The sequence below is a fragment of the Echinicola strongylocentroti genome (genome assembly GCF_003260975.1).
Classification (GTDB): domain Bacteria; phylum Bacteroidota; class Bacteroidia; order Cytophagales; family Cyclobacteriaceae; genus Echinicola; species Echinicola strongylocentroti.
Window position 1 is genome coordinate 5,060,080 of sequence record NZ_CP030041.1, and the last position, 24,052, is coordinate 5,084,131.

Sequence of the window (24,052 nt, forward strand, 5' to 3'; positions counted from 1 at the left end):
GAGGTTGTTAAAAATTTTGTCAGCTGTGGTCTTTGAAGAAATAGATCACCAACATTTTGGCTGTTTTATCAGTTTCATTGATTGGATTATGGGCAATATTCCCATCAAACAATAATGAATCCCCCTCCCTTAATTTTATCGTGTGTGTTTTGAAGTCATAGGTGACTTCCCCCGAAACCATGAACTTATATTCGTAGGCGTCTGTAGTCACGTACTCCCTTTTGCTTCCTGGTGCTATTTCCAGCAGGACAATGTCAATAGTAGTTTTGACAAAGCCTTTGGTGAAAATCCGGTGGTACAGATAGCCTTCGGCAGGTTCTTTTTCGAAGGTTTCGTACTCATCTTTTCGTTTTACCAGGATGTTGAGTCCTTTGTCGTTAAGCGATAGCCCAGCGAAAAACTCCATCAGGTCCACTTCCAAGGAACCAATGATCTGGATCAACACTAGTAAAGAGGGAATCGTCCGTCCATTTTCTATTTGTGATATGAGCCCTTTGCTTACCCTGGCACGTTCTGCCAGATCTTGGATGGTGAGGTTTTTAGAGCGTCGGGTGTTTTTGATTTTATTACTGATCTGAACCAAAACATAATCTTCCATAATACAAAAAAAGGATGAAGTGTACGTGTTTATGTGGACAGCCTCCCATAGTGCCGGTTGTAGATCTAGGGCATATTGGCCATTTTTATTTCTACCCGGATATACATTAGTCTATCTACGCTACGGCGCACAGTCATTGTGACTTGATCCGCCAAAGACAAAATCAGTCCTACGCTTTATTTATCGGTTCTATCTGGCCTAGATAGGTTTAGCTGGCGGTGAGACAAGGTACACCCTTTCGGTGCTAATCCCACACTTCCATACCAACTGATTTCCTAGTGCTTCCAGTTTTTTCCGATATCCGTCGGTACAGGCTACTAAGATTGCTAATGTATAAACTGAGTTCAAAACTTTTGAGCTCCAAGGTAGCAATAAATTACCGATTAAGGGATGATAAAACACGGAAAACCGTCAGTTGACATGATGGCCTTTTACGGTTTTCCATGTTGCTATGATCTGTGGCAAATTACTTCAATATCCACATTACCTGATTCCTGTCGTCGGTTTCAGTACCAAACTGGCTAATCAGGGCATTCCGGTAGTTTTCTTGGTTGATGTCATTTTCTGATGAAGGATACATCCACCTTACTGGGATTTGGTCCACCTCGTTTTCACTGCTGAATTTGTAGCTTGGTATCCCTGTCCTTCTGGTCATGAAAAAGGATTCCCAGTCTGAATTTTCCGCTAAAGCAAGGTACATCTGCTCGTGGATCCTGGAAAGTCCCTCATCACCTGTAATGTAAGGTGCATGGGAATTGATGTATTCAGTAGCAGCTTGTTCTGCGATCCCGTAGAAAGCCATAGAAGCTGTGATACCTTGGCTATAATGAGTAGCTGCGTTAGTAGAAATCCAACCTCTATGAGCGGCTTCGGCCAAATTGAGTTCTTGTTCTGCATAGCCGATCCAAATAGCCGGCTGCCCTATAAAGTTCCAATATTTTTCTTCATTGGGAAATGAAAAATCTCCATCAAGTTTTTTGGATGAATTGACAGTTCCGTTGGCAGAAAAATCCGCTCCTGCATAACTGTCAAAACTGGCACGCACATCACCTTCATTACCGGGATTGGCATCCATTGCATCTTGGGTGGGATCAGCTACGGCCATCAATCTAGGATCCTCGTATTTCTTCAGCATATCGATATAAGTATCCACATAGACAATGGCAGCTCTGTACACGGCATTGTCAGGGTTATAGGTTTGCTTAAAACCGTCCTCATTTCTGTATGTGAGTTGGGCGTTGTCATCCAGTCCATCCAATAGCGGGTATTGGTCAGGTTGGGAATAGAGACGCTGCATTCTACCTGCTATGTCCAAGTCGGCATCTTCTTCCTTTTTACTTAGGCTTACCAATATCCTAATGGTATAGGCATTGATGACTTTTTGCCATTTTTTCAGGTCACCATTAAAATATACGTCGCCTTCCAGGGATTCCCCAGGATTGGTCTGTATGAAATTGCCGAGAGCTAGATTGGCCTCATCTAGCCAATCTAGGGCTTGAATGTACACTGCTTTTTGTGTGTCATAAGCTGGGGTAGGGTTTTCTGCCCCTTTCATCGACTCAGAGAGCGGAATATCGCCCATTCTCCTCGTCATTTCTAGGTAATAGTATGCCCTGAAAAACTTGCCCATAATACTATAGACGGGAGCGTTGGCATGTGCTGCTTCCTCATCCATTTTGTCGATATTCCTGATTTTTTCATAGGTAAAGTTGCCCCTGCCAAATTGATAACTAGGTGCCGTGGCATTATCAGTGGCAATCCACATATGGTATTGGGAAAAAGAATAGGCATCCCCAGCAAAGGAGGACTGCGGTGCAGGGATCAGCTCTGTGAACAGCAAGCTAGGTGGTACCGTTTGCGGATTGTTGGGGTTGTTACGAAGCTGCTCAAAGTCCAAACAGCTAGTGGTCATCAGGACCAAGGCCAGTAAGCAAATAGTGTTTATATATTTCATTGTTTTCGTTTTTTCTAGTTTTAGAACTGCAGGTTGAGATTAAATCCATAGGTCCTTTGGGAAGGCATTTGGAGGTTGGTGTCCCCAGTACTTACGGTGTAAGAATCCAAGTCACCATAAGTATTGTCCTTGGTCCAGTAGAGGAGGTTTCGACCCACAAAGGAGACCGAAGCGTGATTGAAGAAGGTGTTTTCTACTACTGAAGAGGGGATGTTGTAAGACACCACTACTTCACGAAGCTTTACGAAAGTCTTATCGATCAGGACACTTTGCCAAGCTGCCTTGTAGTTGATGGCCCAGGATTGGTAGTCCACCATATAATCATTGGGAGCATATTCCCTGGTGTCGGAGATGATGTTGCCTTCTGGATCATAGGTCACTTCTCCGCCTACTACCTTCACACCGGGAATGAGCATGGTTTTGGCGTCCTCTCCATTGACATAGGCAATATTCGATTGTTCTCTCTCTGGATGGATGGCCTCAGGATGAGAGCCGGATCGCCAAAGATCGCGTTCGTACCTGTCATAGGTAACCCCTCCAAACCTTCCGTCTATCAAGAAGCTTAGGCTTATGTCCTTGTATCGGAAGGTGTTTTGCAAACTTAGGGTGTAATTGGGCTGGGTGCTGCCTTGGTTCACCGCAAAATCCGTTTGTTTGGGCAGTCCACTGGGCAGGATGATCAGCTCACCTTCGGGAGTTTTTTCCCAAGAGGTATACCAATAATCATAAAGACGGTCGCCCACTTCTGTTCTTCCTTCATTTAATTGCGGAGTGCCGTCAGGCAGTGGAGGGAGTGAAGTCAGGTAGTCTGTATATTTACCATAATTGATGATTGCAGACCAGTTGAAATCTTGCTTTTGAATAGGCGTCACATTGATGGAAAAGTCCATTCCTTTTCGTTCGGTAGTTCTTCCGTTTTCACGAATCCCGTCCCAGCCTGAGGCAGTGGAGAAAGACTGTGTGAATATCTGAGGACCATATTCATTTTGGAATACCGAAAAGTCTATGCCTACGCGGTTATTGAACAGCTTTGCTTCAAAGCCATACTCCAATGAGTTGGTAAATGCCGGGGAGAGATTGGGGTTTTCTATAGTCCCCGGGTAGCTGGCGGTTGGTTCATTTCTCCATCTGTTTCCTGTATTGTAGGAATTGGCCGCTGTATATATATCCATATCTCCGCCCACTCGTGCATAAGCAGACCTTAGCTTTAGGTAATTGATTTGCTGTGGCAGCGTAAACACCTCGTTAAGTACAGTACTGAAAGTAACCGATGGGTAGAAGAACGTGTCATTTGACTTGGGCAGTGTGGAAGACTTATCCACTCTGCCGGTAAATCCGAGATAAAACATCTCCTCATAGGACAAGTCCAGTGACGCATAAGCACTATAGACGCCCTTGTACTCTTTATAGCTGGTAGGGGTAACCCTGTCCACGGAATTGCTGAGCTTAAATACCTCAGGAACGATCAGCTGGGTGGTGGAAGCACTCTCTCCCTCTTCACGGAAGTAGCGTTGATTGGCACCAAAAGTGGCATCTAGCCCTATTTTATTGGCAAAATAGTCTTTATAGGTAATTAGAAAGTCAGTGTTGTTTTCAAAATACCTTGTGGCATTATACCTGAACCGTCCTCCTCTATCAGGGATGCTATAATCATAGATGTCCATTGATATTTCCTCATTGTCGGTCAGCGAGTAGGTGTTCAGGGTGGACCTGATATAAGCATTTACCTTGTCGCTGATTTTATAGTTTAATTTCAGGTAAGTAAGGATGTCGTGTTTGGTCCAAGGCTTTTTCCAAGCATGGGACAGGGCATAAGGGTTATTGTATCTCCAGTTTTCTACAAAGTACTGCTTGATCCCTTCTTTGCCCGGTACCCAGTAATCCTTCATGTCCCTGATGTCATAGTGGGCACCTCCCCAAATGGACATTAAATAGATAGGGGAGCTGGGACCGTAGCTGCCCCGGATCCTGTTGTTGGAGTATTGGTAATTGTATTGGAGGGATCCGTCCAGGTTCAAGCGGTCTGATAGGATGATGTTTCCACGTAACCGGGTGGTGTTGATGTCCAGCTTTTGGCCTGGTGTGGAGGCTTTTGAGTATTTGTAGGTATTGGAAATTACAAAACTCCCTTGGTCGGTATTGGTTTGGATGGACAGGTTATTGGAAGACATAATGCCTGTTTCCATGAAGTTTTTTAGGTTGTCTTCACCTCTTGAGATCCAAGGTGTAGGGACACGTTCCCCCGTTTCTGGATCAATAGGCGAATCAAACTGCTTGATCAACTGACCATCAAACTTCGGCCCCCATATCGAATAATCATAATCATTGGTGCCACCTCCTCCAGCGGCTCCAGTGCCAAACTCATACCTGCCTGTATTGCCTGGCCCATAGGCTGTTTGCGCATGGGGGATTCTCAGAAATCCAGTTTGGAAGGTGGTTGAGCTATTAAAGGAAATAGAGGTTCCTTTTGGTAGGTTCTTTCCTGATTTAAGGGTGATTTGGACTGCGCCGTTTTCTCCCAGTGAGCCATACAGGGCAGAAGCGGATGCTGCTTTCAGCACGGTTATGTTCTCAATATCATCAGCACTGATGTTCCATAAATCATTGTTGGGCTGGGGCACCCCATCTACTACGACCAATGGTTTACTACCTCTTAGGTAAAGTTGGGGGTCCGAAAAGAAGTCGCCGCCATTGCTGGTTACGATCAGCCCAGCTACTTTCCCAGAAAGTGACTCCACCACATTGGGGGTGACGGCCTTTTGCAATGATTCCCCTTTTACTTCCTGGACAGCATATCCCACTTTTGAGCGATCCTTTTCGATCCCTAGTGCGGTAACGACGACCTCTTCCAAGCCCAAGGAAGAAGGGGAGAGGATCGCATTGATCATGTTTTTGTGCTGGACAGGAATGGACGTGGTTTCATACCCTACAAATGAAAACACCAAAGTATCCTGTTCGGAGACTTCAATATCATAATTGCCGTCCAGGTCGGTAATGGTGCCCTTTGCTTGGTTTTTGATCAATACACTTACCCCAGGGACGGGCAAGCGCTCTTCTGAATCGGTAACTTGGCCTCTCACGTGATGTTGGGCATAAGTTAGGTTTGTCAGGGCTAACGAGATGATTATCAGTCCTGTTAGTTTAATGTACGATGTTTTCATGAATTGGTCTTTCAATAAAATGTAAATAGTGATGCATGGATAGTTTAGTATTATTAAACAAAGTTAATAACCTAAACATGGAAGGGTGTTATTTAAAAATGAACAAATCTTTATCTATATAGGAGTGTCTGGAAGCAGGTTTTAAACTCCGTTTATGCATAGACAATTGTTAGGAGAGGCTAGAGCCAAGACCAGATCTGTTATCAATTAGATTGGCCTGCCTGCAATAGGCAGGTCCTTTTTGGTTACTTTTTGACCTGCCAGAAAGTAATAAAAGTGAAGGGGTGAAAACAACGCAGGAATTTGGGATAAAAAATAGTTTCAGGGCTATAAAAAAATAAAGGCCACTTCTAAGAATAAAAGTGGCCTTTAAAAGATGATATAAGGAGAAATATGATTTCAGACTACATTTTCCTCTTTGGTTTTTGAACTGTCTTTCTTGAACAACTCCCCGCTTTTCAGTTTTTTGAGATAACTGTTCATGTCATTGCGGACTTCGCCGCTCATGATATAAAGACCGATGATATTGGGGAAGGACATGGACAAGATCATCATATCCGAGAAGTCCAGCACCGCTCCAAGGCTGATGGAAGCACCGATCACCACGAAGATCACAAATACCAGTTTATAGGCCAATTCAGATCTTTTACTCTTTCCGAACAAATATGTCCAAGAGCGCAGTCCATAATAAGACCATGATACCATGGATGAAAAGGCAAATAACAAAACGGCAATGGCCAATAGGTAAGGGAACCAAGAGATCACGCTGGCAAACGCCTCGGAAGTCAGTTCTACGCCTCCCATGCCTTGGGCTTCATGTTTTCCTGTAAAGATGATGACCAAAGCCGTCAAGGTACATACCACAATGGTGTCCACAAAGGGCTCAAGCAGACCGACAAATCCTTCGGATGGGGGGTGATTGGTCTTCACTGCACTGTGGGCGATGGCCGCCGATCCGGTACCTGCCTCATTGGAAAATACTCCTCGCTGGAATCCTACCACCAGCACACCGATGAATCCACCTTTCATGGCCGTGGCGTTGAAAGCGCCGTCCCAGATGGCCGTGAAGGCCTGACCGATATTGCCGATGTTCACAAAAATCACAACCAATGCTCCGAAAATATACAGGCCTGCCATGAACGGAACGATTTTTTCGGTCACTTTGGCGATGCTTTCGATACCTCCGATGATTACCACACCTACCAAAATAGCAAGAATGACACCTACCCAAAAGCCAAACCCTTCCAGTATGGGGAACTGTGTGGCAAGGATCTTATAGGACTGGTTGGCTTGGAACATATTGCCGCCTCCAAAAGAGAAGGCTACGCAGAAAATGGCAAAAACTGCGGCAAGTACCTTGCCTAGATGTTTCATATTTCTTCTTTCCAGTCCATGCTTCAGGTAGTTCATCGGGCCACCAAAGATCTTCCCGTCTTCAGCAATGTGTCTGTACTTCAGTCCTAGGGTACATTCGGTAAACTTGGAAGACATGCCCAAAAATCCTGCAACGATGATCCAGAAAGTAGCTCCCGGTCCACCGAGCGAAATGGCGATGGCCACGCCGGCGATATTCCCCAGGCCTACCGTGGCAGAGGTGGCTGTGGCAAAGGCCTGAAAATGGGAGATTTTACCTGGCGCATCGTCTTCATCAAACTTCCCTCTGGCCAAGCCAATGGCATGTTTGAAGCCTCGGATATTGATAAAGCCCATCTTAAAGGTGAAGAATGCAGCACCTACCACCAGCCAAATTACGATAAAGGGAATCGGATGGGTTTGGGGGGAGCCATTGGGGTGGGAGAGGATGACGGGTTCGTCATATTTGATTTGCCCAAAAACATGAGCGTTGGTCTCAATAAGATCTTCGGGGTTTTGGGCATCGAAAATAACCGTGCCTTCTTCTAGGGAATGCTTGATGGTGCCGTTTTCAGGAGCGATTACGGCAATGGCTCCATCATTTTGAGATTGGACGGTGGCGATCGTGTCCCCTTTGTTGACATGTTGTTGATCCCCTGTTTTCCATTCCTGAAGGGTGAATTTGTCCTTTACGTCGGCTTTCCAACCAGGGATTTCGACATTTTTGCTTTCATTATAGACCACAGGGTCATAGATGCCTATAGCGGCAAAGGGATCCCAGAAAAGGAAGTCCGTCAGCCCTTCCACCAGCGGAGTAAAAGCCCCGTTAAACGTCTCTGTGACTGATTGGGATTTTACTTTGGCTTTGGTGGTGGCGGTTTTTCCATTACTGTCTTCTACGGTAAGGGTGTAATTAATGCCCTCTACCAATCCCACAGCTTTATTGGCATCCAATGGGGTGGAAGGGTTGCTCCATTTATACGTATAAGGAGGAGTGCCGCCTTTTACCTCAGCTTCGATATATCCGTCATTGATTAACGTTGTGGGATTTCCCGGCTTGGTGATGATTTCCAAATCCTGGGCGTGGAGATTAATTAAATGTAAGGTGAGAATGATGGTAAATAAATATTTACACATGGGTATAAACATGTTTAATGGTTTTAAAATCGCAATAATATTGACGTATTGCTTATTAACATTCCTAAACTGCTTTTGCTTTTAATGGGCTTATTTCAAGTGTGTTAAAGAAAAAAAAACGGCCTGATACCCTAAAAGATTCCTTCAACAATTTTTAATATGGATTGACAATATTCCTGACCATGGTGAATGGTGTTGGTAGAGTAGCCCAATACCTAATTAATTTAGGTAGTGGACTTAGGGCTTAGAAAATAATAGAATTAAGAATTCCCGAATGGGAATTTCGAACGTAATTCATCGACATTGTTTTCTTGTTTGTTACTCCTGTGCGACCAAGCTAGTGTTAACACTTTCCCGTCATAAGTAACTTTGAGCACACTTTCTTGACAAAGGTAGGTAATATTAATGAAAATACAGCCATAGCAGCGGTTAAATCAATGTAGCAAGATTTGTTTTTCAATTGGATTTGATGACAGAATTTTATACCGTTTTATCTTGTGTAAACACCTGAGTTCGATAATAAAATCGACTTTCAACCGGCATTCGAATCCAAAAACTGGAGATGGGGCCGTTGTTCTGACAGCTATGCTGCTGAACCATTAGTAGTGAGTTCTTAACTCAAAACCACCAATTCGGTGATTTCAAGGAAACTAGGTACGAGCGCCTCCTTTCTTAGTTGCCAACCACCTATATGAGCAGCATTTAGTCAAGCCAGCCTTGCGACCTACCCGCTTTTTTAATTTCTTAACTCCTAATAACCAGTTGGATAGTGATTGGTTTTCGATGACTCAGTACCTGGTGAAAAATAAATTACATTGAAAGAAAATCCCTAGAAAAAATTTTTTTTGTAAATATTTTAATAACTTTTGTAGCAGAATCATTTTTTATCACGTCTAGTCGTTATATATAGAGACATTACACTGGACCAACAAACTAAATTAATTGCTGTATGAGAATTGGGTTTGATGCGAAGAGGGCTTTTAAAAATTTTACAGGATTGGGCAATTATAGCCGATTTGTCCTAAAATCACTTAGTGATAACTTCCCAAGTAATAATTATTACCTGTTTACCCCTGTAAGAGGGCATAAAAGTGAGGAAGTGTCCATAGCCTGTAAGAATCCCAATCAAGAGATTGTGTTGCCAGGAGATATGTGGAAACTACCCGTGTTATCCAGTGCATGGAGAAGTGTCTTTCAGGGAGTAAAACATTTTGATAATCAACTTGAGATTTTTCATGGACTTAGCAATGAAATTCCTTATATCAAAAACAAGGATACCAAATATGTAGTAACGGTGCATGATTTGTTGTTTTGCAGGTATCCCGAAATGTTTAATCCCATAGATGTCCAAATCTATAAAATGAAGATGCAGCGATCCTGTAAGGATGCCGATCAGGTAATCGCTATCAGCCAACAGACCAAGGCAGACCTTATTAACTTTTTAGGGATTGAGGAGTACAAAATCAGGGTCGTTTACCAAGGTTTTCATGAAAATTACAAAAGGGATATTTCTGAAAATGAAATCAAGCGTGTCAAAACTAAATATAGTCTTCCAGATCGCTTTTTGTTTTTTGTAAGTACGATAGAACGGCGAAAAAACGTCCAACTTGTTTTGAAGGCAATGAAGTCTCGGCCGGACTGGAATATGCCTTTGGTGGTAGTGGGAAGGGCGACCTCCTATATCCATAATTTAAGAGCAATGGTGGAGGAGTACGGTCTTCAGGATAAGGTGCTGTTTCTGCATGAGGTGTCTTTCGAAGATCTTCCTGCGATGTATAAAATGGCGCATGTCTTTATTTACCCTTCTTACTTTGAAGGCTTCGGTATACCTATCATTGAGGCGCAAAGTATGGGGACTCCGGTGATTACTACGACAGGTTCCTGTTTTCATGAGGCAGGTGGAGACGCAGCTCTTTATGGAGATCCTGATTGTCCTGATACCTTGGTGTCTCATATCGAAAAAATGTCCAAAGAGGATGTCAGGGCGGAATATATCTCAAAAGGATATCAAAATATCAAGCGTTTTGACGAATCCGTCATTTCGAATGATCTGATGGATATTTATAAGGAAGTGCTGGAGGCTTGCTCAACAGAACCTGTCTTGGCTACATGATCATGCTTGATAGAGGTGGTATAGTCTAAAGGTGGTAAGGTTAGGAAGTTGTAAGGTTGGGTATGGCCATCAGTTGCTTGTTGTTCCGACAGCTGTGCTGCGTGATCTCTAGTAGTGAGTTTTTAACGCAAAACCACTTATAGGAATTATATAAATAGTGGTTAACTACATGAAACATCGTGATATAGTGTATGGAGAGAAGAGGCCGTTTGGGGCAAGGTAGCGTTAGTAACGAGGTTGGAAATCTCCTTATCAATTAAAAGATCGGGATTACAAACCCCGATCTTCTTGGATGATGATTTCTTACCCATTAACTAGCCCCCCATAACCAATTACTAATTCATCCTTATCGCTTTTGTTTTTTTAGCTTCGGTAATTTGTTTCATGACAAGCATAAAATACAGCGGGCCTTCAGAAAGGTATCTTTTTCCCAGTCGTGCAGGTTGGTCCAAGAGACGGTAGAGCCAGCCAAAGCCAGTCTTTTTGATCCACTCTGGTGCCATTTTTTGTACCCCTGCCGCGTAATCAATAGACGAACCCAGTCCAAGACTAACAGGGATGTCATAGGCCTTCAGGTACTTGCTGATAAACCGCTCCTGTTTTGGTGCTCCCAATCCCACGACGAGTACATCAGAAGTACTTTTCTGCAATAATTTCACTATTTTATCTAGTTCATCAGGATCATTTTCAAATCCAAAAGGCGGGCTATACGTTCCGCTGATGGTCAGGCCAGGATACTGCTTTTCCAGTTTTTGCTTGGCAATGTCCCCTACGCCAGGTGCAGCACCGAGGAGAAATACCCGCATGTTTTTTTGTGCGGACACTTCACACAGTTTGAAGAAAAGCGACGAACCACTTACTTTTTCTGTGAGGGGCTGTTTCAGCCATTTGGATGTCCAGACGAGGGGTTTCCCATCAGGCACAAGCAGACCAGATGTGTTGAGCACATCTTTGTATTGTTGGTCTTTGTGCGCCGCGATCAACAGGTTGATGTTTGGCGTGAAGATGGAAGTTTTCTCTTTGTTTTTGACCGCATCTACGATGTAGTCAATGGTATCTTCGAAAGAAACGTCGGCCACTTGGACTCCAAGGATGTCGACTTTGTTAAACTTTTTCATAAATAGGCTCTTTGATGGACGTTTTCAACAAATTGTTCCAGGAGAGAGTAGCGTATTCATGAGAGTGGTAGTTTACAATAAGGTCCCTAGCAGACTGGGACAGCTTTTGGTATTCATCATCAGTGAGGGTCATCGCATTTTCGATGGCGTTGCTGATGAGAGTTGATTCAGGTTTTTCGATTAAAAAGCCTGTTTCTTTATTGACAATATCCGAGATGTCTGCAACATCCGTACCAAGTGCTGGAAGACCACAAGCCATGGATTCCATCATGGCGCAAGGGATGCCTTCTACCTTAGAGGTAAGGATAAAGAACCTTGACTGATGGATGAATTTCACCACGTGTGGGCTGTGCCCTGCGAAGTGAACTTGATCTTCCAGTTCCAGCTGTTTTACTTGAGCTTGGAGGGCTTCCATCATGGGGCCTTTGCCTACCACGAGAAAACGCGGCTTCAGGCCTTTTTTCTTTAACATGCCCAGTGCTTCAATGATCAAGTTGACATTCTTTCTTTCTTCAAGCACACCGATATAGATAAAATCAAATTCCTTGGGTGTCCTCGGAGAGGGCAGAAAGTCCTCTTTTGTATTGATCGTACTGTGCAGGATAGAGATTTTTTCTTCAGGAATACCCTGTTCCAGCCAATAATTTTTGGTGTTGTTGCCAGGTACATTGAGGTGTTTGGCCTCATGCATGGCACTGGAGATGACATTGCCTACAGGCCATATTTTCATATAATCCTGGGTGAGGTTATCGATCTCGCTAAATATAAATGGTGTAGAGGTAACTTTTGATAAGAGGTAAGAGAAGAAACCGTGCGGTTTGAAGTTATAGCTAAGGATAAGGTCAGGCTTGATCTTTCGGATCTTTGAAAACATAAAAAACGGCGAAAGCATCAGGTAAAAAGGTCTGATCCTTAGTAGTTTTGGTAAGATGATATACTTTAATTTATCAAATTGAGGCCCGTTTTCTTTTCTGATCAAAAATATCTCATCCACCATATCCACCTTGGCCAATGGCTTCAACTTATAAATTACTTGACTGGGCTTCAGGCCTGCTATAACGACAATCTTCATTACTACAAAAATTTTGTGGTTAGTTCACTTACTAGCAAAAGGTTCTTTTGGGAGGGTGTCTAAATTGACTTGTTGTAAATATAGTAAAAAATGTATTTCAAATCATAAAAAACGTAATTTTTTGTAATTAATTTAACGTTAAGGGATTTTACCTTCTTAAAGGTAGTGTCATTGATAAATGTGTTGATAGTTTGGTAATCAGGTGTTTGTGATTATCTGTAGATTTTTCAGTATTTTTCTTAAAACAACTACCCTCATCATTTTATTGAGGGTAGTTGTTTTTTTTGGCATGGTTTTGGGTTTGATTTGGTACTTTATAGTTGGTATTTGGAATTACCGCAAATTGTGTATTTTTTTTACAACAAAACTAAATCAACTCATGCGAAAATTTTTAACCATTGGCTTTTTGGCTGTAGGAATGTATTCTTGTCAGGAAGAAGAGGCCATTCGCCCAGTTATATCTGAGGATAGTACAGAAAAGGAGACTGTTTGGGAGTCACAGACCAAGTCTACCAGTTATACCGCGTTTCCATTTTTGAAAAGAGATAGTTATATGCAGTATCCGGGGGCATTGATTACCTTGGAGAGTGTGATGACTCAGGATTTCAATTATGTATTTAACTATACCTATAATGAAGTGGATGTAGTTTCCAGTTTAGAAGGAGCGGATCCTGCATCCAAAACATTAATTCCGAGTTATGCTAGTTTTGCTGATTTTGAGAATGCTTCCCTATATTTGAATCCCAATCCCTCGGTTTCAGTCAGGGAAGACACCGTTTATCATGAGCAGTGGGTCAAGCCGATTTATTCAATGGATCATCTGTATACAGCGTTGGGCGGCAATGCGCATATTTTAAATGCCGAAGTAGCGGGTGAAATAGCCTATGGAAAGAAGGATGGTAAGAGTAGAGGAATGGTCTATATGGAAGCTATTTTTTATTCCTATGATTTAGAGATTCCAGCGGGTTCTTCCCTCATCGAGGAGTCTGCTGATGATGGAGCATTTGAGGAGGGGACACCAGTCTATGTATCCAAGATAAACATGGGAAGGATGGCCGTTGTCTTTTTTGAGTCTGCCAGTCCTTATGAGGAGGTGGAAGCAGCCTTAACGACATTGATAGATGGTGAAGGGATTACTGAAGAGCAACTGGAGCTGTTGGAGAACACGAAGTATATTGTCAGTGTTTCCAGGGGATGGAACGGTCTCGAAATCCCGGTGTCCATTGAAGGAACAAATGATTTCGGTCACCTCGAGCGGATGCTGGAAGCAGAAGGAGAAGACCAGGTTTATGGAGAGGGAAAATACGGGGCAATCATCAGCTACGAATTACGGCATATCGATACCAACGAATTAGCAGAGGTTACTTTTATGGCAGAGTATGAAGTACCGAAGGTGGTGGAGTGAATTGGCTCTAGTACATTTTGTGAACGGCAGATGAACCAGATAGATTAAAGTAACTTCAAATTGCGGTTGTCCTATTTCTTTAAAGTTTTTTATCCATTACTAAAATCAAGTATAATGCGTAATTATTTTATTGTCAGTATAATAACATTGGTGCTTTTTTCGTGCCATGAAGAAGTAGAGCCTATTGTAAATAATGAAGAAGAAATGGCGCAGGAAATTATCTATGAAACCCGGGATTTGTCTTCAGAATATAATAATATTGTTGCCTTTGATTTTCCGGAAATATCGATTTATCCAGGATCAATTTTAAAACTAAGTTCCCTTAAAGAGGGAGAGGCTATTGAAATGAGTGATTTTTCTAAAAGAAAGGTTCCTCTCATAGGTGACTTGTTTATTAAAGGAATTAGTACGGTCACTGAGATAATCCCTTCGTACAATAATTTTATTGAGTTCCATACTAGTCTTGTTGAAGGAAACCGACCCATCGACAATAATTTTTCAACATTTTATTATAATGCATTGCCCATTTATTCCAACAACCATTTTAAATACATAATAGATGACTATCAGGGTGAAATTTTTGACGAGTCACTTGAGCAAATAGATTTTGATAAGAAAGACCTAACGTCAAGAGGGGTGTTGTATGCAAGAAGATACAATTACAATTACTCTTTGTCAAATCCAGAGGATGGGATGTATGTTGAAGAGGACCTTCAAAATGATGAATTTGAGTATTTAGATGCGGCCCTGATTGGTACAGTTTTATATGGGCGTGTAGACTTGATACTCTATGAGTCTGAACACGCTCATTATTTGGTACATGATATTGTTGGTTCGGCGATGAATGGGGAAGAGCTTTCGGATGAAGAAGATGATATATTATCAGAAATTAAAGTGATTTGCTATTCTATTCGAAATGAGCCAGGCGTGAGGAAATTTTATGAGGGTAATGGGGATTTTGGGATTTTAAAGGACTTCTACTTAGGGAAGGGTGAGTACTTGGAAGATGGTGATGGGACAATTATAGGGTTTTTAATGAGAGATATGAAAAAGCATATATCTATAAATTTCGATAAAGAAGTAACATTTGAAGAGCCTGTTGCTTTGGAGTAATATTGAAATAATATATAAATTAGATTCAACTCGGTTTATCCCGGATTAAAGCGCTTATTCAGGGGGGGGCTTCGGGGGATGCAGCTTATGTTTATGTTAATGGCTACGAGGGACTAAAGAATTATGTTAGTCAAGGTGGAGAAATGACCAATGATTCAAGAGGTGCAATCATAGCTTACAAATTGAGGAATTTAAGTACTCATTACACTGGGACGATTACTATTTCTGCTGATTATAGTGAGAAAATTTGTAAAAAGCCAGTTTTTGTGTTCTGGAGTGACCAAGCAACTGATCATTTTTACAGTACTGTAAATGCCCCTACTGCAGGTGGTGGCCTTTGGTCTAACGAAGGAATAGCATTTTTCGGGGTAACATCAAATAGCGAAGGAGCTAAGCCTGTTTACGAATATTGGAACCCCCAAATAAATGATCATCTTTACAGTTTGGAGAATAATCCTACTGCAGGAGGTGGGCAATGGAAAAATCAGTATATAGGATTCTATGCTTTTGATACTCAAATTGAAGGAACGCGACCTGTTTACCAATATTGGAGTTCTAATTCCTTAGATCACTATTACAGTTTCGATGTAGGCCCTACGGCTGGAGGAGATGGACAATGGAAAAGAGAATATATAGTTTTCTATGCTTATCCGTAAAAGATAAATTAAATTTGTTGAGATTAAACTCCCTTCTTGATAGATGCTTGAAGGGAGTTTTTCTATTACAAACTCTAAATGATATGATTTCCATTATTATCTGCTCTGCGAATAAAGCTTACCTAGAAGCTATTAAACAAGACATAGCTAAAACAATTGGGTGTGAACACGAAATTTTGGCTTACAAAAACTCAAATGGAGAAAAAGGCATTTGTGAAATTTATAACCAGGGAGTTGCGGATGCCAAGTATGAAATCCTATGTTTCATGCATGAGGATATAGCATATAAAACCCAAGATTGGGGGCAAATAGTTTTAAGGATTTTTCGTGAGAATCCTTCTCTAGGGTTACTGGGAGTAGCGGGAGGTGATTATAAGTCTCTAGCTCCTTCAAGTTGGTTTAGCTTTGCAGGATCAGAAGGATTTAAAGGAAAATATTACATAAATCTTCTTCAGGGCTTTAAATTTGAAAATCGTGATACTCTGCAGGAATATAGAAACCCTTACAATGAAAGACTATCAAAGGTTGCATGTTTGGATGGTGTTTGGTTATGTTCCACCAAGGAAATTTTTAGCAAAGTACAATTTGATGACTCCATGTTAAAAGGGTTTCATGGGTATGACTTGGACTTATCAATGGCTGTAAATTACCTTGGTAAGGATGTGGCAGTTACTTATGAAATACTCTTACACCATTTTTCCGAGGGGAAATATGATAAAGGGTGGTATTCGGATATTATCAATCTCCATAAAAAGTGGGCGTTTACGTTGCCCATTAGCTATGCTAAGGTATCTACTAGGGAAATATTTACATTAGAGAAGAGAATGTTTCGCCAATTTATTTACGAATGTCTTAGGAATGGTTATAGCAAAAATGAAATGTTAGAACTAATTTGTTATTCAAAAAGATCAAAAAAAATGTCTTGGAAATTGTTCCTAAAAATTGCCTTTTCTATTGTTGTGTATTCAGGAAAAAAATGATTTTCTTCTAATATTGAGCAGCTTCAATTTATAATTTAAAAAAGTCCATAGACCTAGTTGGGAAAGACATTCCCTTAGTTCAGAATAATCATGAATTTTTGTATCTGAAATGATATTTAAAAGTAATTGTTTTTTTAGGTGTGAGTTTAATTTCAACAATTTTGCTTTTAAATTACCTGATATATTCGAGTCGAGAAGTGTTTTATTTAAAACACTTCTAAAAGTAACTTCTCCATATTTTAAAGTTGTTTTGTTAATAGTGATACTTTGATGGTGTCTACGAACTAGGGCGTACGCTTTAGGGTCGATGTAGCAATGTAAACTGGCACCAGACAGAAGGCACCTTATCCAAAAAAGCCAATCCACTTTACTGTTTAGGCGTTCATTAAACCTGATGCAGTGCTTTTCAATAAAGCATCTGGGAATAAGAGGACTACTTATTACAGCAAAGTTGCTGACAAGTACTTTATCTAATAGCTCGTAAGCGAAGTTATTATAATTTGGCATCCATTTCTCACCCTTCATGAAAAAATCAGGAAAAAATTTAGATTGGTCATTATGGTTAAAGTAGTAACTTTCTGTGTATGAAATAGAACTTTTGGAAAGGCTATTTTGAAAAGAAAGTTGAGAGTGTAATTTGTCCTTACTAAGTAGATCATCTGCATCCAAAAATTGGATAAAATGGCCAGAAGCGTTATCTAATCCTATATTTCGAGCTCCAGCATTTCCTTTGTTTTTAATCTTTATATATATAAATCGATGATCTCCAACTGTAGATTTTTTTACTATTTTTTCTGTATTGTCTGTGGATCCATCGTCGACTATTATTGCTTCCCATACGGAATAAGATTGGTTTTTAAGGTTTTCTATAGTTTCGCCTATATAGTGGCCGTAGTTATAAGTCGGGATAATAATGGATACTTTTTTCGTAGAGTTTGTCATAATGAAATAGAATTAGCTAATGTGTTGTATATGCGTAATGATATCAATAATGACTGAGATATTAATAAGTTCCGACGACCTGTTCTGCAGCTCGATTCGAGAAGAAACACTGCATGTCCCGAGAAATCTCAGAAGAACCTCATTTCATTCTCGGTATTCTTCCGACCTTCGGTACTGGACAAGTTGTGAGAAATAAAATCTATGCCATTTGACAACCGCTTCAGACTGGTAAGAAAGCCTACGATCAAATAAGCTAGATATGTAGTTTTTTGCTCCAAATATTTTTGAAAATTCTATTTAATTTACTTGCACTACTTTTCTTACTTATAAAGAAAATTTCTTTTCTATTGACTAGTAAAAGTTTAAACAATTTAAAGTGTAAAAGTTGATTTTTTTTATTTTCAACTAAGTCATGAATTGTTTTTATAAGCATAGATTTTTTACGATTTTTTGAAGAGCCTAGTACTTTTAATATGGATATGTTAGATGAGGAGATGTATTCATCGGATTTTGTAGTGAGGGTGGGAGAAGTAATCGTCCCCTCGTGTTGTCTGTAATGCACTAATTTTTTATCTATATAAGATATAGTACCTACTTGAGTAGCTCTGAAGGCTATCCACCAATCGTAAAAAATTTCTTTGGGAAAAGGTATGATGTCATGGATTAAGTCTTTTTTCATTAATATGGAGTGTCCTGAAACACAATTATTAAAAAGAAAAGGTAGTGGGCTTCCCCCAGAGTACATATTTTTCATGTTACTGATACTATCCTTGAGAGGTTCACCTATTTCATTAACCATTAGAGAGTCGTGATAGACCAAGATATTGTTTTTTATTTCATTAACCTGAATTGCTATTTTGTTTTTATCCCAAATGTCATCTTGATCGGATAGAGCGATTAGGCTTCCTTGGCACAGAGAAATGGCCCGCTCAAAATTTTTAATAAAACCAAGGTTCGAAGGGTTTTGATATAGTTTAATTTTAGTTGAATACTTTTCTTGGTAAGAGCTAAGTAGTTCATACGTGGAGTCTGTTGATTGATCGTCCACAATAATTATTTCTAAATTAGAATAAGTTTGATTTAGAATGCTTTCCAGTTGAATGGATAAGTATTCGGAGCCATTATAGGTACATAGTGCTATTGAAACAAGTGGGGTGTTTTTCATGGATTCAATACTTCTTCTTTGATAACATTTAAATTCCCATAACCCCATTTCGTATCAGGTTCTAGGTGACAGCCCTCAGCCCATTCATTCCAGGCATTTATAAAGAAGAATTGCTTGTGAGCAGGTAGCATTTCTTCGGTATATGCCTTAACTCTTTTTATCCATATTCTGAACTCCTCAGGAGATGAGTTTTTAAAAATGAAGGCAAGTTTCTTTCTTCTGGCCGAATTGTCCCACGAAGGACATGCGCATCTATAATAGGTGTACTTTGGAATAGGTCTTTGAATCATATTATCCCTTAGTCCCGGATAACTGTAAATACCATTTTCATATATGGGGTCATTGCGTAGATTAAGGTTGTGCAGAAGCTTGAATAACAAGTATTTAGGTAGGTTCTGCTTAAATATTTTTTTTGAATTCATGGTATTATCTGGTGCAAACTCCATTGCCGAGTCAAAGCCATAAATAGTTGGATCAATATTCTTTTCAAAGCTTTCAGTCCTAATCAAATATAGACCATCAAATCCAGCTTTCTTCGCCTCCTCTTTCCATAATCTAGTGGCTTCTTTTATATATGGATGGGATTCAGTACGGTACATTAGGAGCATGGGTTTGTTATCAATCTTTATATAGCGTTCATCCTTGAAAAAGCGCATTAAATACTGAATATGCTTTCTGTCATCATCTAAACTATATTTTTGACCAATAAGGAGTTCTTTATCCTTGCCGTCCCACCTTCTGGTCCAATTTTCATTGGCCCACGAAAGACAAAAAGGGAAGTCAATATCTTTATTTTCTAACCATTGGTGCAAAGGCTTTTCCAAAAGTAATTTTCCGTTAAACCAATAATGGTAAAAACAAAAGCCGTAAATTCCATGCTCTTTTGCTATAATCGCCTGCCTTCTCATTACCTCTATATCATCCAGACAATAATAGTCGTCATTTAAGGGGACGTGTGGCTGGTAGTGTCCTTTAAACCGAGGAGTGGTTTTTCGTACATTTGTCCATTCTGTAAACCCCTTTCCCCACCATTCGTCGTTTTCAGGAATGGTGTGAAATTGTGGGAGGTAAATTGCTATTGGTTTAACTTGATTTGTCATTTTCCGACTTATTCTTCTATTTCACTAAACTGTTGCATATTCACTAATTTGCTGTAGAGGCCTTCTTGGGCTATCAGCTGCTGGTGGTTGCCTTGTTCGATGATGCGGCCTTCTTCTAGCACGACGATGATGTCCGCATTTTGGATGGTGCTCAGCCGGTGGGCGATCACCAGGGACGTACGGTTTTTCATCAGTTTGTTCAGGGCATCCTGTACCAGTTTTTCGGACTCCGTGTCCAGGGCTGAAGTAGCCTCGTCCAAGAGCATGATCGGCGGGTTTTTCAGTACCGCACGGGCGATGCAGATGCGTTGCTTTTGCCCTCCTGAGAGCTTCAGCCCTCTATCGCCCATGTTGGATTGGTAGCCTTCCTCACTTTGCATGATGAATTCGTGCGCATTGGCGATTCTGGCAGCTGCTTCCACTTCCTCGGCGGTAGCATTGGGCGTTCCGAAAGCGATGTTGTTAAAGATGGTGTCGTTAAAGAGGATGGACTCTTGGTTGACCATGCCCATCATACTGCGTAGGGAATCCATCGTGATGTGCGCGATGTCTGTGCCATCGATCAGCACTTGGCCTTTGTCCGGCTCGATAAAGCGTGGAATGAGATCCATCATCGTGGATTTTCCTCCTCCGGATGGGCCCACGAGTGCTACCATTTTTCCTTTCGGGATGGTCAGGTTGATGTCCTTTAGTACAGGTCTGCCAGGATAGGAGAAGGACAGGTCTTGGATTTCGATTTTATCGTGGAAGTCCTCGATAGCGACAGCGCCTTTTTGGTCGGTAATCGCAGGCTTTTCGTCGATCAGGTCCAGTACCCTTTCTCCGGCAGCAAGGCCTGAATGGATGGAGCTGAAGGCGTTGGTGAGGGCTTTGGCAGGCCGCATCACTTGGCTGAAGAGGGCGATATAGGCGATAAAATCGGAGGCACTGAGTTCGGATTCGTTATTGATGATCAAGGAACCTCCGTACAGCACAATCCCCGAAACCATGGCCACGCCAAGAAATTCAGACACCGGAGAACTCAATTGCTGCCTTTTGGCCATTTTTTTGCCCAGCGAAGAATACTTGACATTCTCATCATGGAATTTGTCCTTGATCATTTCGGTGGCGTTAAATGCCTTGATGATCTTGATGCCCGAAAGCGCTTCATCCAGGTAACTGATCATCACCCCATACAGGTGCTGCGCTTGGCTGGCTTGTGCTTTTAGTCGCTTGACGATCTGTGCGATGACAAAAGCCGAAACGGGAATCACCAGCAGTGAGAAAACGGTCAGCTTATAAGAAATGGCAAAGAGCATAAATATATACGCCAGCAATTGTAGCGGCTCTTTAAAGATCACCTGCAAGGTGCCGGTTACCGAAAACTGCACCACCTGCACATCAGAGGAAATCTTGGAAATGATATCTCCTTTTCGCTGATTGCTGAAATAGCCCACGTGTAGGTTCATTACATTGTCAAAGACCCTTTTGCGGAGGTTGAGCAAGGTGTGGATCCGGAGGTTTTCCATCACCAACTGACTGAAATACCTGAACAGGTTGCCCAGCATCACCGAGGCGATGATGACGGCACAGACCAGCTGCAGTGCGCCCAGCCCGCCATATTCCATTTTCACTTCATTGGCATAGAAGTTCAGGTAGCCAAAGACATCCGTCCAGCTTTCAGGCTTCACCACCGCGGCATCACCGTTGGTGTTGAAGAGTGTGCTCAACAAAGGGGCCAGCAAGGCCAAGTTCAGCGTATTGAAAATCACTCCCAACAAGGTGAAAATCAAGTAGGGAATGGCAAACTTCTCAATCGGTTTGGCAAACGCCAATAATCTTAAATAGGTTTTCACGTGTATTTATTCTACGTTTTTTTCGGCTTTCCGCCGGATTCATACAGCTTTACTTTCCTGCAAAGGTACATAATTCTAGACTAGTCATTAGTTTGACTAAGCAACCCCGAGTCTTCCCGTCACTGCGAGGAGGGACGACGCGGCAGTCCCCTGTCCCGAAGACGAGATTGCTTCATTCCGCTGTCGCTGCGTTCGTATGACGGGTAAGTGATGTGTTCGCGGTAAATTTTCACCATTTCTGAATATCATCCCACAAATCTTTCCAGTCAGGATTGAATGAGTTTATTAACTCTTTTTTCTTTTTTCGGCTTCCACCTTTTAATTGTTTTTCTCTAATAATAGCTTCTTCAATGGAATGAAAAGTTTCATAATAGACTAGTTTGTTTATATTATATCTGTATGTAAAGGATTTAGTACTTTCAGTGAATTTGTGTTCGTGTATTCTTTTAATAAGGTTTGATGTAACACCTACATAGAGGGTTGTGTTGTTTTTGTTTGTCAATATGTAAATGCATCCGCCTTTTTTCATTTTTCTTTCCTATCGTTATGTTTCCCGTCACTGCGAATCCGAGGAAGGAGGATGTGGCAGTCTCCTGTCCCAAAGTCCATCCTTTTCGAGGGGGTAATGTCCCTTATACGAGATTGCTTCACTCCGCTGCTCTCCGTTCGCAACGTTTTCCTATTTCGTTGCGAGGAGGAACGACGCGGCAGTCCCGTGTCCCGAAGACGAGATTGCTTCACTCCGCTGTCGCTGCGTTCGCAATGACGGGTTTCCATTCCAACCTACTAACTCTTTACCGTATCAAAAACCTCTTTCTTGATGTCAAACAGACTTTTTTGTCCTTGATGTTTTTGCATGAGCTTTTTCAATTTGGTTTTGGAGTGTGCGATCTCAGGTTGTTTTTTCCAGTAGGCCAAATAGGCCTTGATGATCCACCATTTTCCGAGCAGTACCCGTGGCATTATTTCGACTAGGATCAACTGAAAACGCCACTTCCATAGGTCCATTCCATCCAAATGGATGGCTTGTAGGATAAACTTGTTTCTATAAAGAAAGGGATAGAGCTTCTTTTTGGTATGGTGTTTTTTGGTGGTGGAGGAGACTTCGTGATGGCAGATGGACTGGTGGTCATAATAACACTTCCAGCCCATTCGCCAAGCCCTGAAGCTGAGATCCACGTCCTCGACATAGAAAGGAGAGTAGATTTCATCAAAACCACCCAGCTCAAGTAGCTTTTTGCGATCGATAAGGGCATTGGCACCGGAAAGGTAGGCGGTGGACAGCCACTTTTCCGGGTCCTTGGAGTAGTAGAAATGCGTGGCTTTAAACTTCATTCCCTGGAAGGCCATCATCCTGGCAGCGTCTTCTGTTTTGCCTTGGCTATTGATGATCTGCCCCATCACACCAAAAGTGTCCGATTGGTCAAAATACTTCCATAACCTGTCAAAGTAGTCTTTCTCCAAGGCCACATCCGAATTGAGCAACATGACCAGGTCATATTGGGCAGCCTTGATGCCTTGATTGCAGGTATAGGAAAAACCCTTGTTTTCGGAATTGACCAGTACTTGGACACTGGGGAAATGATGAGCTATAAATGCTGCCGATCCATCAGTAGAAGCATCATCCACTACGATCACTTCCACAGAAACTCCTGCTTGTTCAGTAGCTTCCAGTGTAGCAGGAAGGTACTTTTCCAGCAGATGCTTTCCGTTATAGTTTGGGATAATGACCGAAATGCTCCTTTTTTCTGGCATTGTTTTCTGCTTAAATAAGCCGCTAGTGGTAACAGTACGTAAAGGTCAGACAAAATGAGACATCACTTTTCGTTTTTTTACAACCTTTATTCACAAAAAGCCAAAGTTAATATTAATTAGAGGAAGAATGGTTAGAGTCAAGGGAAAAGACAGGGCAAAGGCATTTAAAAAAATGTTCCTATTTGCATTTATATCTGCCGTTCCTACGGAACTTACCCTTTTGTGTGTAATCATTTTTTCAGCCCATCCAGCCATTCGGCAATCTAGTGTCAAGCCAAACCTAAACCTACGTGTAATCCGGTGTGTCTTTTGGCCTATCTCTACGTTGCAAAGACTTCCTTAGCTACGTCTAGGGGCGTTTTTTACGCCTTGATCTCGTCCAAAATCCACTACCGCCTTACCCGTCATTTAAGCGTTGATGACCCTAGGCTACTGCGGTTTCCAATGTACAAATCGGGGCAAAGTGCCAGCGGCACGATAAATTTTGTAACCTGCGGATTCATCCGCAGGAGCTTAAGGTCTCCTCAAGCTCCCGAAGGAGTGCCAGCGGCACGGATGATAGCTATGCCTACACGAAAATTGTCCCCCTTCAAAA

The 24,052-nt window shown here is 41.7% G+C and carries 17 protein-coding genes; 5 read left to right on the forward strand and 12 right to left on the reverse strand.

What is annotated here, in order from left to right; translation table 11 throughout:
* Positions 1–19 precede the first annotated feature (19 nt).
* The 4 genes from DN752_RS19990 to DN752_RS20005 all read right to left on the reverse strand — a co-directional run bounded on the left by DN752_RS19990 (position 20) and on the right by DN752_RS20005 (position 8,203).
* Entirely contained in the window at positions 20–598 is a 579-nt protein-coding gene (locus DN752_RS19990) for a helix-turn-helix domain-containing protein (RefSeq protein WP_112785609.1), read from the reverse strand.
* 466 nt (positions 599–1,064) lie between these two features.
* Positions 1,065–2,552, reverse strand: a complete 1,488-nt coding sequence (locus tag DN752_RS19995) for a SusD/RagB family nutrient-binding outer membrane lipoprotein (protein ID WP_112785610.1) — start codon at positions 2,550–2,552, stop codon at positions 1,065–1,067.
* A gap of 20 nt (positions 2,553–2,572) precedes the next feature.
* On the reverse strand, positions 2,573–5,713 hold the full coding sequence (locus DN752_RS20000) for a SusC/RagA family TonB-linked outer membrane protein (RefSeq protein WP_112785611.1): 3,141 nt from the start codon (positions 5,711–5,713) through the stop codon (positions 2,573–2,575).
* Positions 5,714–6,112: 399 nt separating this feature from the next.
* Positions 6,113–8,203, reverse strand: coding sequence for an amino acid carrier protein (locus tag DN752_RS20005; RefSeq protein ID WP_112785612.1), 2,091 nt, complete (start codon positions 8,201–8,203; stop codon positions 6,113–6,115).
* Between the two features lie 949 nt (positions 8,204–9,152).
* Between DN752_RS20005 and DN752_RS20010 the strand changes: the two genes are divergently transcribed.
* Positions 9,153–10,316, forward strand: coding sequence for a glycosyltransferase family 4 protein (locus DN752_RS20010; RefSeq protein WP_112785613.1), 1,164 nt, complete (start codon positions 9,153–9,155; stop codon positions 10,314–10,316).
* Positions 10,317–10,651: 335 nt separating this feature from the next.
* Here DN752_RS20010 and DN752_RS20015 read toward each other — a convergent pair whose 3' ends face one another.
* Together DN752_RS20015 and DN752_RS20020 are read right to left on the reverse strand one after the other, a co-directional pair.
* Entirely contained in the window at positions 10,652–11,434 is a 783-nt protein-coding gene (locus tag DN752_RS20015) for a WecB/TagA/CpsF family glycosyltransferase (RefSeq protein WP_112785614.1), read from the reverse strand.
* Positions 11,421–12,506, reverse strand: coding sequence for a glycosyltransferase (locus DN752_RS20020; RefSeq protein ID WP_112785615.1), 1,086 nt, complete (start codon positions 12,504–12,506; stop codon positions 11,421–11,423). Before DN752_RS20020 ends, DN752_RS20015 begins: the two co-directional genes overlap by 14 nt.
* 379 nt (positions 12,507–12,885) lie before the next feature.
* Here DN752_RS20020 and DN752_RS20025 point away from each other — a divergent pair, with 379 nt between their 5' ends.
* The 4 genes from DN752_RS20025 (at position 12,886) to DN752_RS20040 (ending at position 16,660) form a co-directional block, all read left to right on the forward strand.
* Positions 12,886–13,911, forward strand: a complete 1,026-nt coding sequence (locus tag DN752_RS20025) for a thiol-activated cytolysin family protein (RefSeq protein WP_162633290.1) — start codon at positions 12,886–12,888, stop codon at positions 13,909–13,911.
* Between the two features lie 114 nt (positions 13,912–14,025).
* The gene (locus DN752_RS20030) at positions 14,026–15,024 is read left to right on the forward strand and encodes a hypothetical protein (RefSeq protein WP_112785617.1); all 999 of its coding nucleotides are present in this window, start codon (positions 14,026–14,028) and stop codon (positions 15,022–15,024) included.
* A 143-nt stretch (positions 15,025–15,167) separates the two neighbouring features.
* Positions 15,168–15,680 carry a hypothetical protein gene (locus tag DN752_RS20035; RefSeq protein ID WP_112785618.1) on the forward strand — a complete coding sequence of 171 codons (513 nt, stop codon included), beginning with the start codon at positions 15,168–15,170 and terminating at the stop codon, positions 15,678–15,680.
* Positions 15,681–15,763: 83 nt separating this feature from the next.
* On the forward strand, positions 15,764–16,660 hold the full coding sequence (locus DN752_RS20040; protein ID WP_162633291.1) for a glycosyltransferase: 897 nt from the start codon (positions 15,764–15,766) through the stop codon (positions 16,658–16,660).
* Here the strand turns inward: DN752_RS20040 and DN752_RS20045 are convergent.
* From DN752_RS20045 to DN752_RS20070, 6 genes are all read right to left on the reverse strand, one after another.
* Entirely contained in the window at positions 16,646–17,602 is a 957-nt protein-coding gene (locus DN752_RS20045) for a glycosyltransferase family 2 protein (RefSeq protein ID WP_112785620.1), read from the reverse strand. The two genes, DN752_RS20040 and DN752_RS20045, sit on opposite strands and share 15 nt — an antisense overlap.
* Before the next feature lie 253 nt (positions 17,603–17,855).
* Positions 17,856–18,767, reverse strand: a complete 912-nt coding sequence (locus tag DN752_RS20050) for a glycosyltransferase family 2 protein (protein WP_112785621.1) — start codon at positions 18,765–18,767, stop codon at positions 17,856–17,858.
* Positions 18,764–19,867, reverse strand: coding sequence for a glycosyltransferase WbsX family protein (locus DN752_RS20055; protein ID WP_112785622.1), 1,104 nt, complete (start codon positions 19,865–19,867; stop codon positions 18,764–18,766). Before DN752_RS20055 ends, DN752_RS20050 begins: the two co-directional genes overlap by 4 nt.
* Positions 19,868–19,875: 8 nt before the next feature.
* The gene (locus DN752_RS20060) at positions 19,876–21,702 is read right to left on the reverse strand and encodes an ABC transporter ATP-binding protein (RefSeq protein ID WP_112785623.1); all 1,827 of its coding nucleotides are present in this window, start codon (positions 21,700–21,702) and stop codon (positions 19,876–19,878) included.
* 229 nt (positions 21,703–21,931) lie between these two features.
* Complete coding sequence (locus DN752_RS20065; protein WP_112785624.1) at positions 21,932–22,231, reverse strand: GIY-YIG nuclease family protein; 300 nt, start codon at positions 22,229–22,231, stop codon at positions 21,932–21,934.
* A gap of 257 nt (positions 22,232–22,488) precedes the next feature.
* Positions 22,489–23,457, reverse strand: coding sequence for a glycosyltransferase family 2 protein (locus tag DN752_RS20070; RefSeq protein WP_112785625.1), 969 nt, complete (start codon positions 23,455–23,457; stop codon positions 22,489–22,491).
* Between the last annotated feature and the right edge of the window lie 595 nt (positions 23,458–24,052).

Coding starts and splice junctions, on each gene's coding strand:
- DN752_RS20025 (WP_162633290.1), top strand. CDS start 12,886: ATGCGAAAATTTTTAACCATTGGCTTTTTGGCTGTAGGAATGTATTCT.
- DN752_RS20055 (WP_112785622.1), bottom strand. CDS start 19,867: ATGACAAATCAAGTTAAACCAATAGCAATTTACCTCCCACAATTTCAC.
- DN752_RS20010 (WP_112785613.1), top strand. CDS start 9,153: ATGAGAATTGGGTTTGATGCGAAGAGGGCTTTTAAAAATTTTACAGGA.
- DN752_RS20050 (WP_112785621.1), bottom strand. CDS start 18,767: ATGAAAAACACCCCACTTGTTTCAATAGCACTATGTACCTATAATGGC.
- DN752_RS19990 (WP_112785609.1), bottom strand. CDS start 598: ATGGAAGATTATGTTTTGGTTCAGATCAGTAATAAAATCAAAAACACC.
- DN752_RS20045 (WP_112785620.1), bottom strand. CDS start 17,602: ATGACAAACTCTACGAAAAAAGTATCCATTATTATCCCGACTTATAAC.
- DN752_RS20020 (WP_112785615.1), bottom strand. CDS start 12,506: ATGAAGATTGTCGTTATAGCAGGCCTGAAGCCCAGTCAAGTAATTTAT.
- DN752_RS20070 (WP_112785625.1), bottom strand. CDS start 23,457: ATGCCAGAAAAAAGGAGCATTTCGGTCATTATCCCAAACTATAACGGA.
- DN752_RS20065 (WP_112785624.1), bottom strand. CDS start 22,231: ATGAAAAAAGGCGGATGCATTTACATATTGACAAACAAAAACAACACA.
- DN752_RS20040 (WP_162633291.1), top strand. CDS start 15,764: ATGATTTCCATTATTATCTGCTCTGCGAATAAAGCTTACCTAGAAGCT.
- DN752_RS20015 (WP_112785614.1), bottom strand. CDS start 11,434: ATGAAAAAGTTTAACAAAGTCGACATCCTTGGAGTCCAAGTGGCCGAC.
- DN752_RS20030 (WP_112785617.1), top strand. CDS start 14,026: ATGCGTAATTATTTTATTGTCAGTATAATAACATTGGTGCTTTTTTCG.
- DN752_RS20035 (WP_112785618.1), top strand. CDS start 15,168: ATGACCAATGATTCAAGAGGTGCAATCATAGCTTACAAATTGAGGAAT.
- DN752_RS20005 (WP_112785612.1), bottom strand. CDS start 8,203: ATGTGTAAATATTTATTTACCATCATTCTCACCTTACATTTAATTAAT.
- DN752_RS19995 (WP_112785610.1), bottom strand. CDS start 2,552: ATGAAATATATAAACACTATTTGCTTACTGGCCTTGGTCCTGATGACC.
- DN752_RS20000 (WP_112785611.1), bottom strand. CDS start 5,713: ATGAAAACATCGTACATTAAACTAACAGGACTGATAATCATCTCGTTA.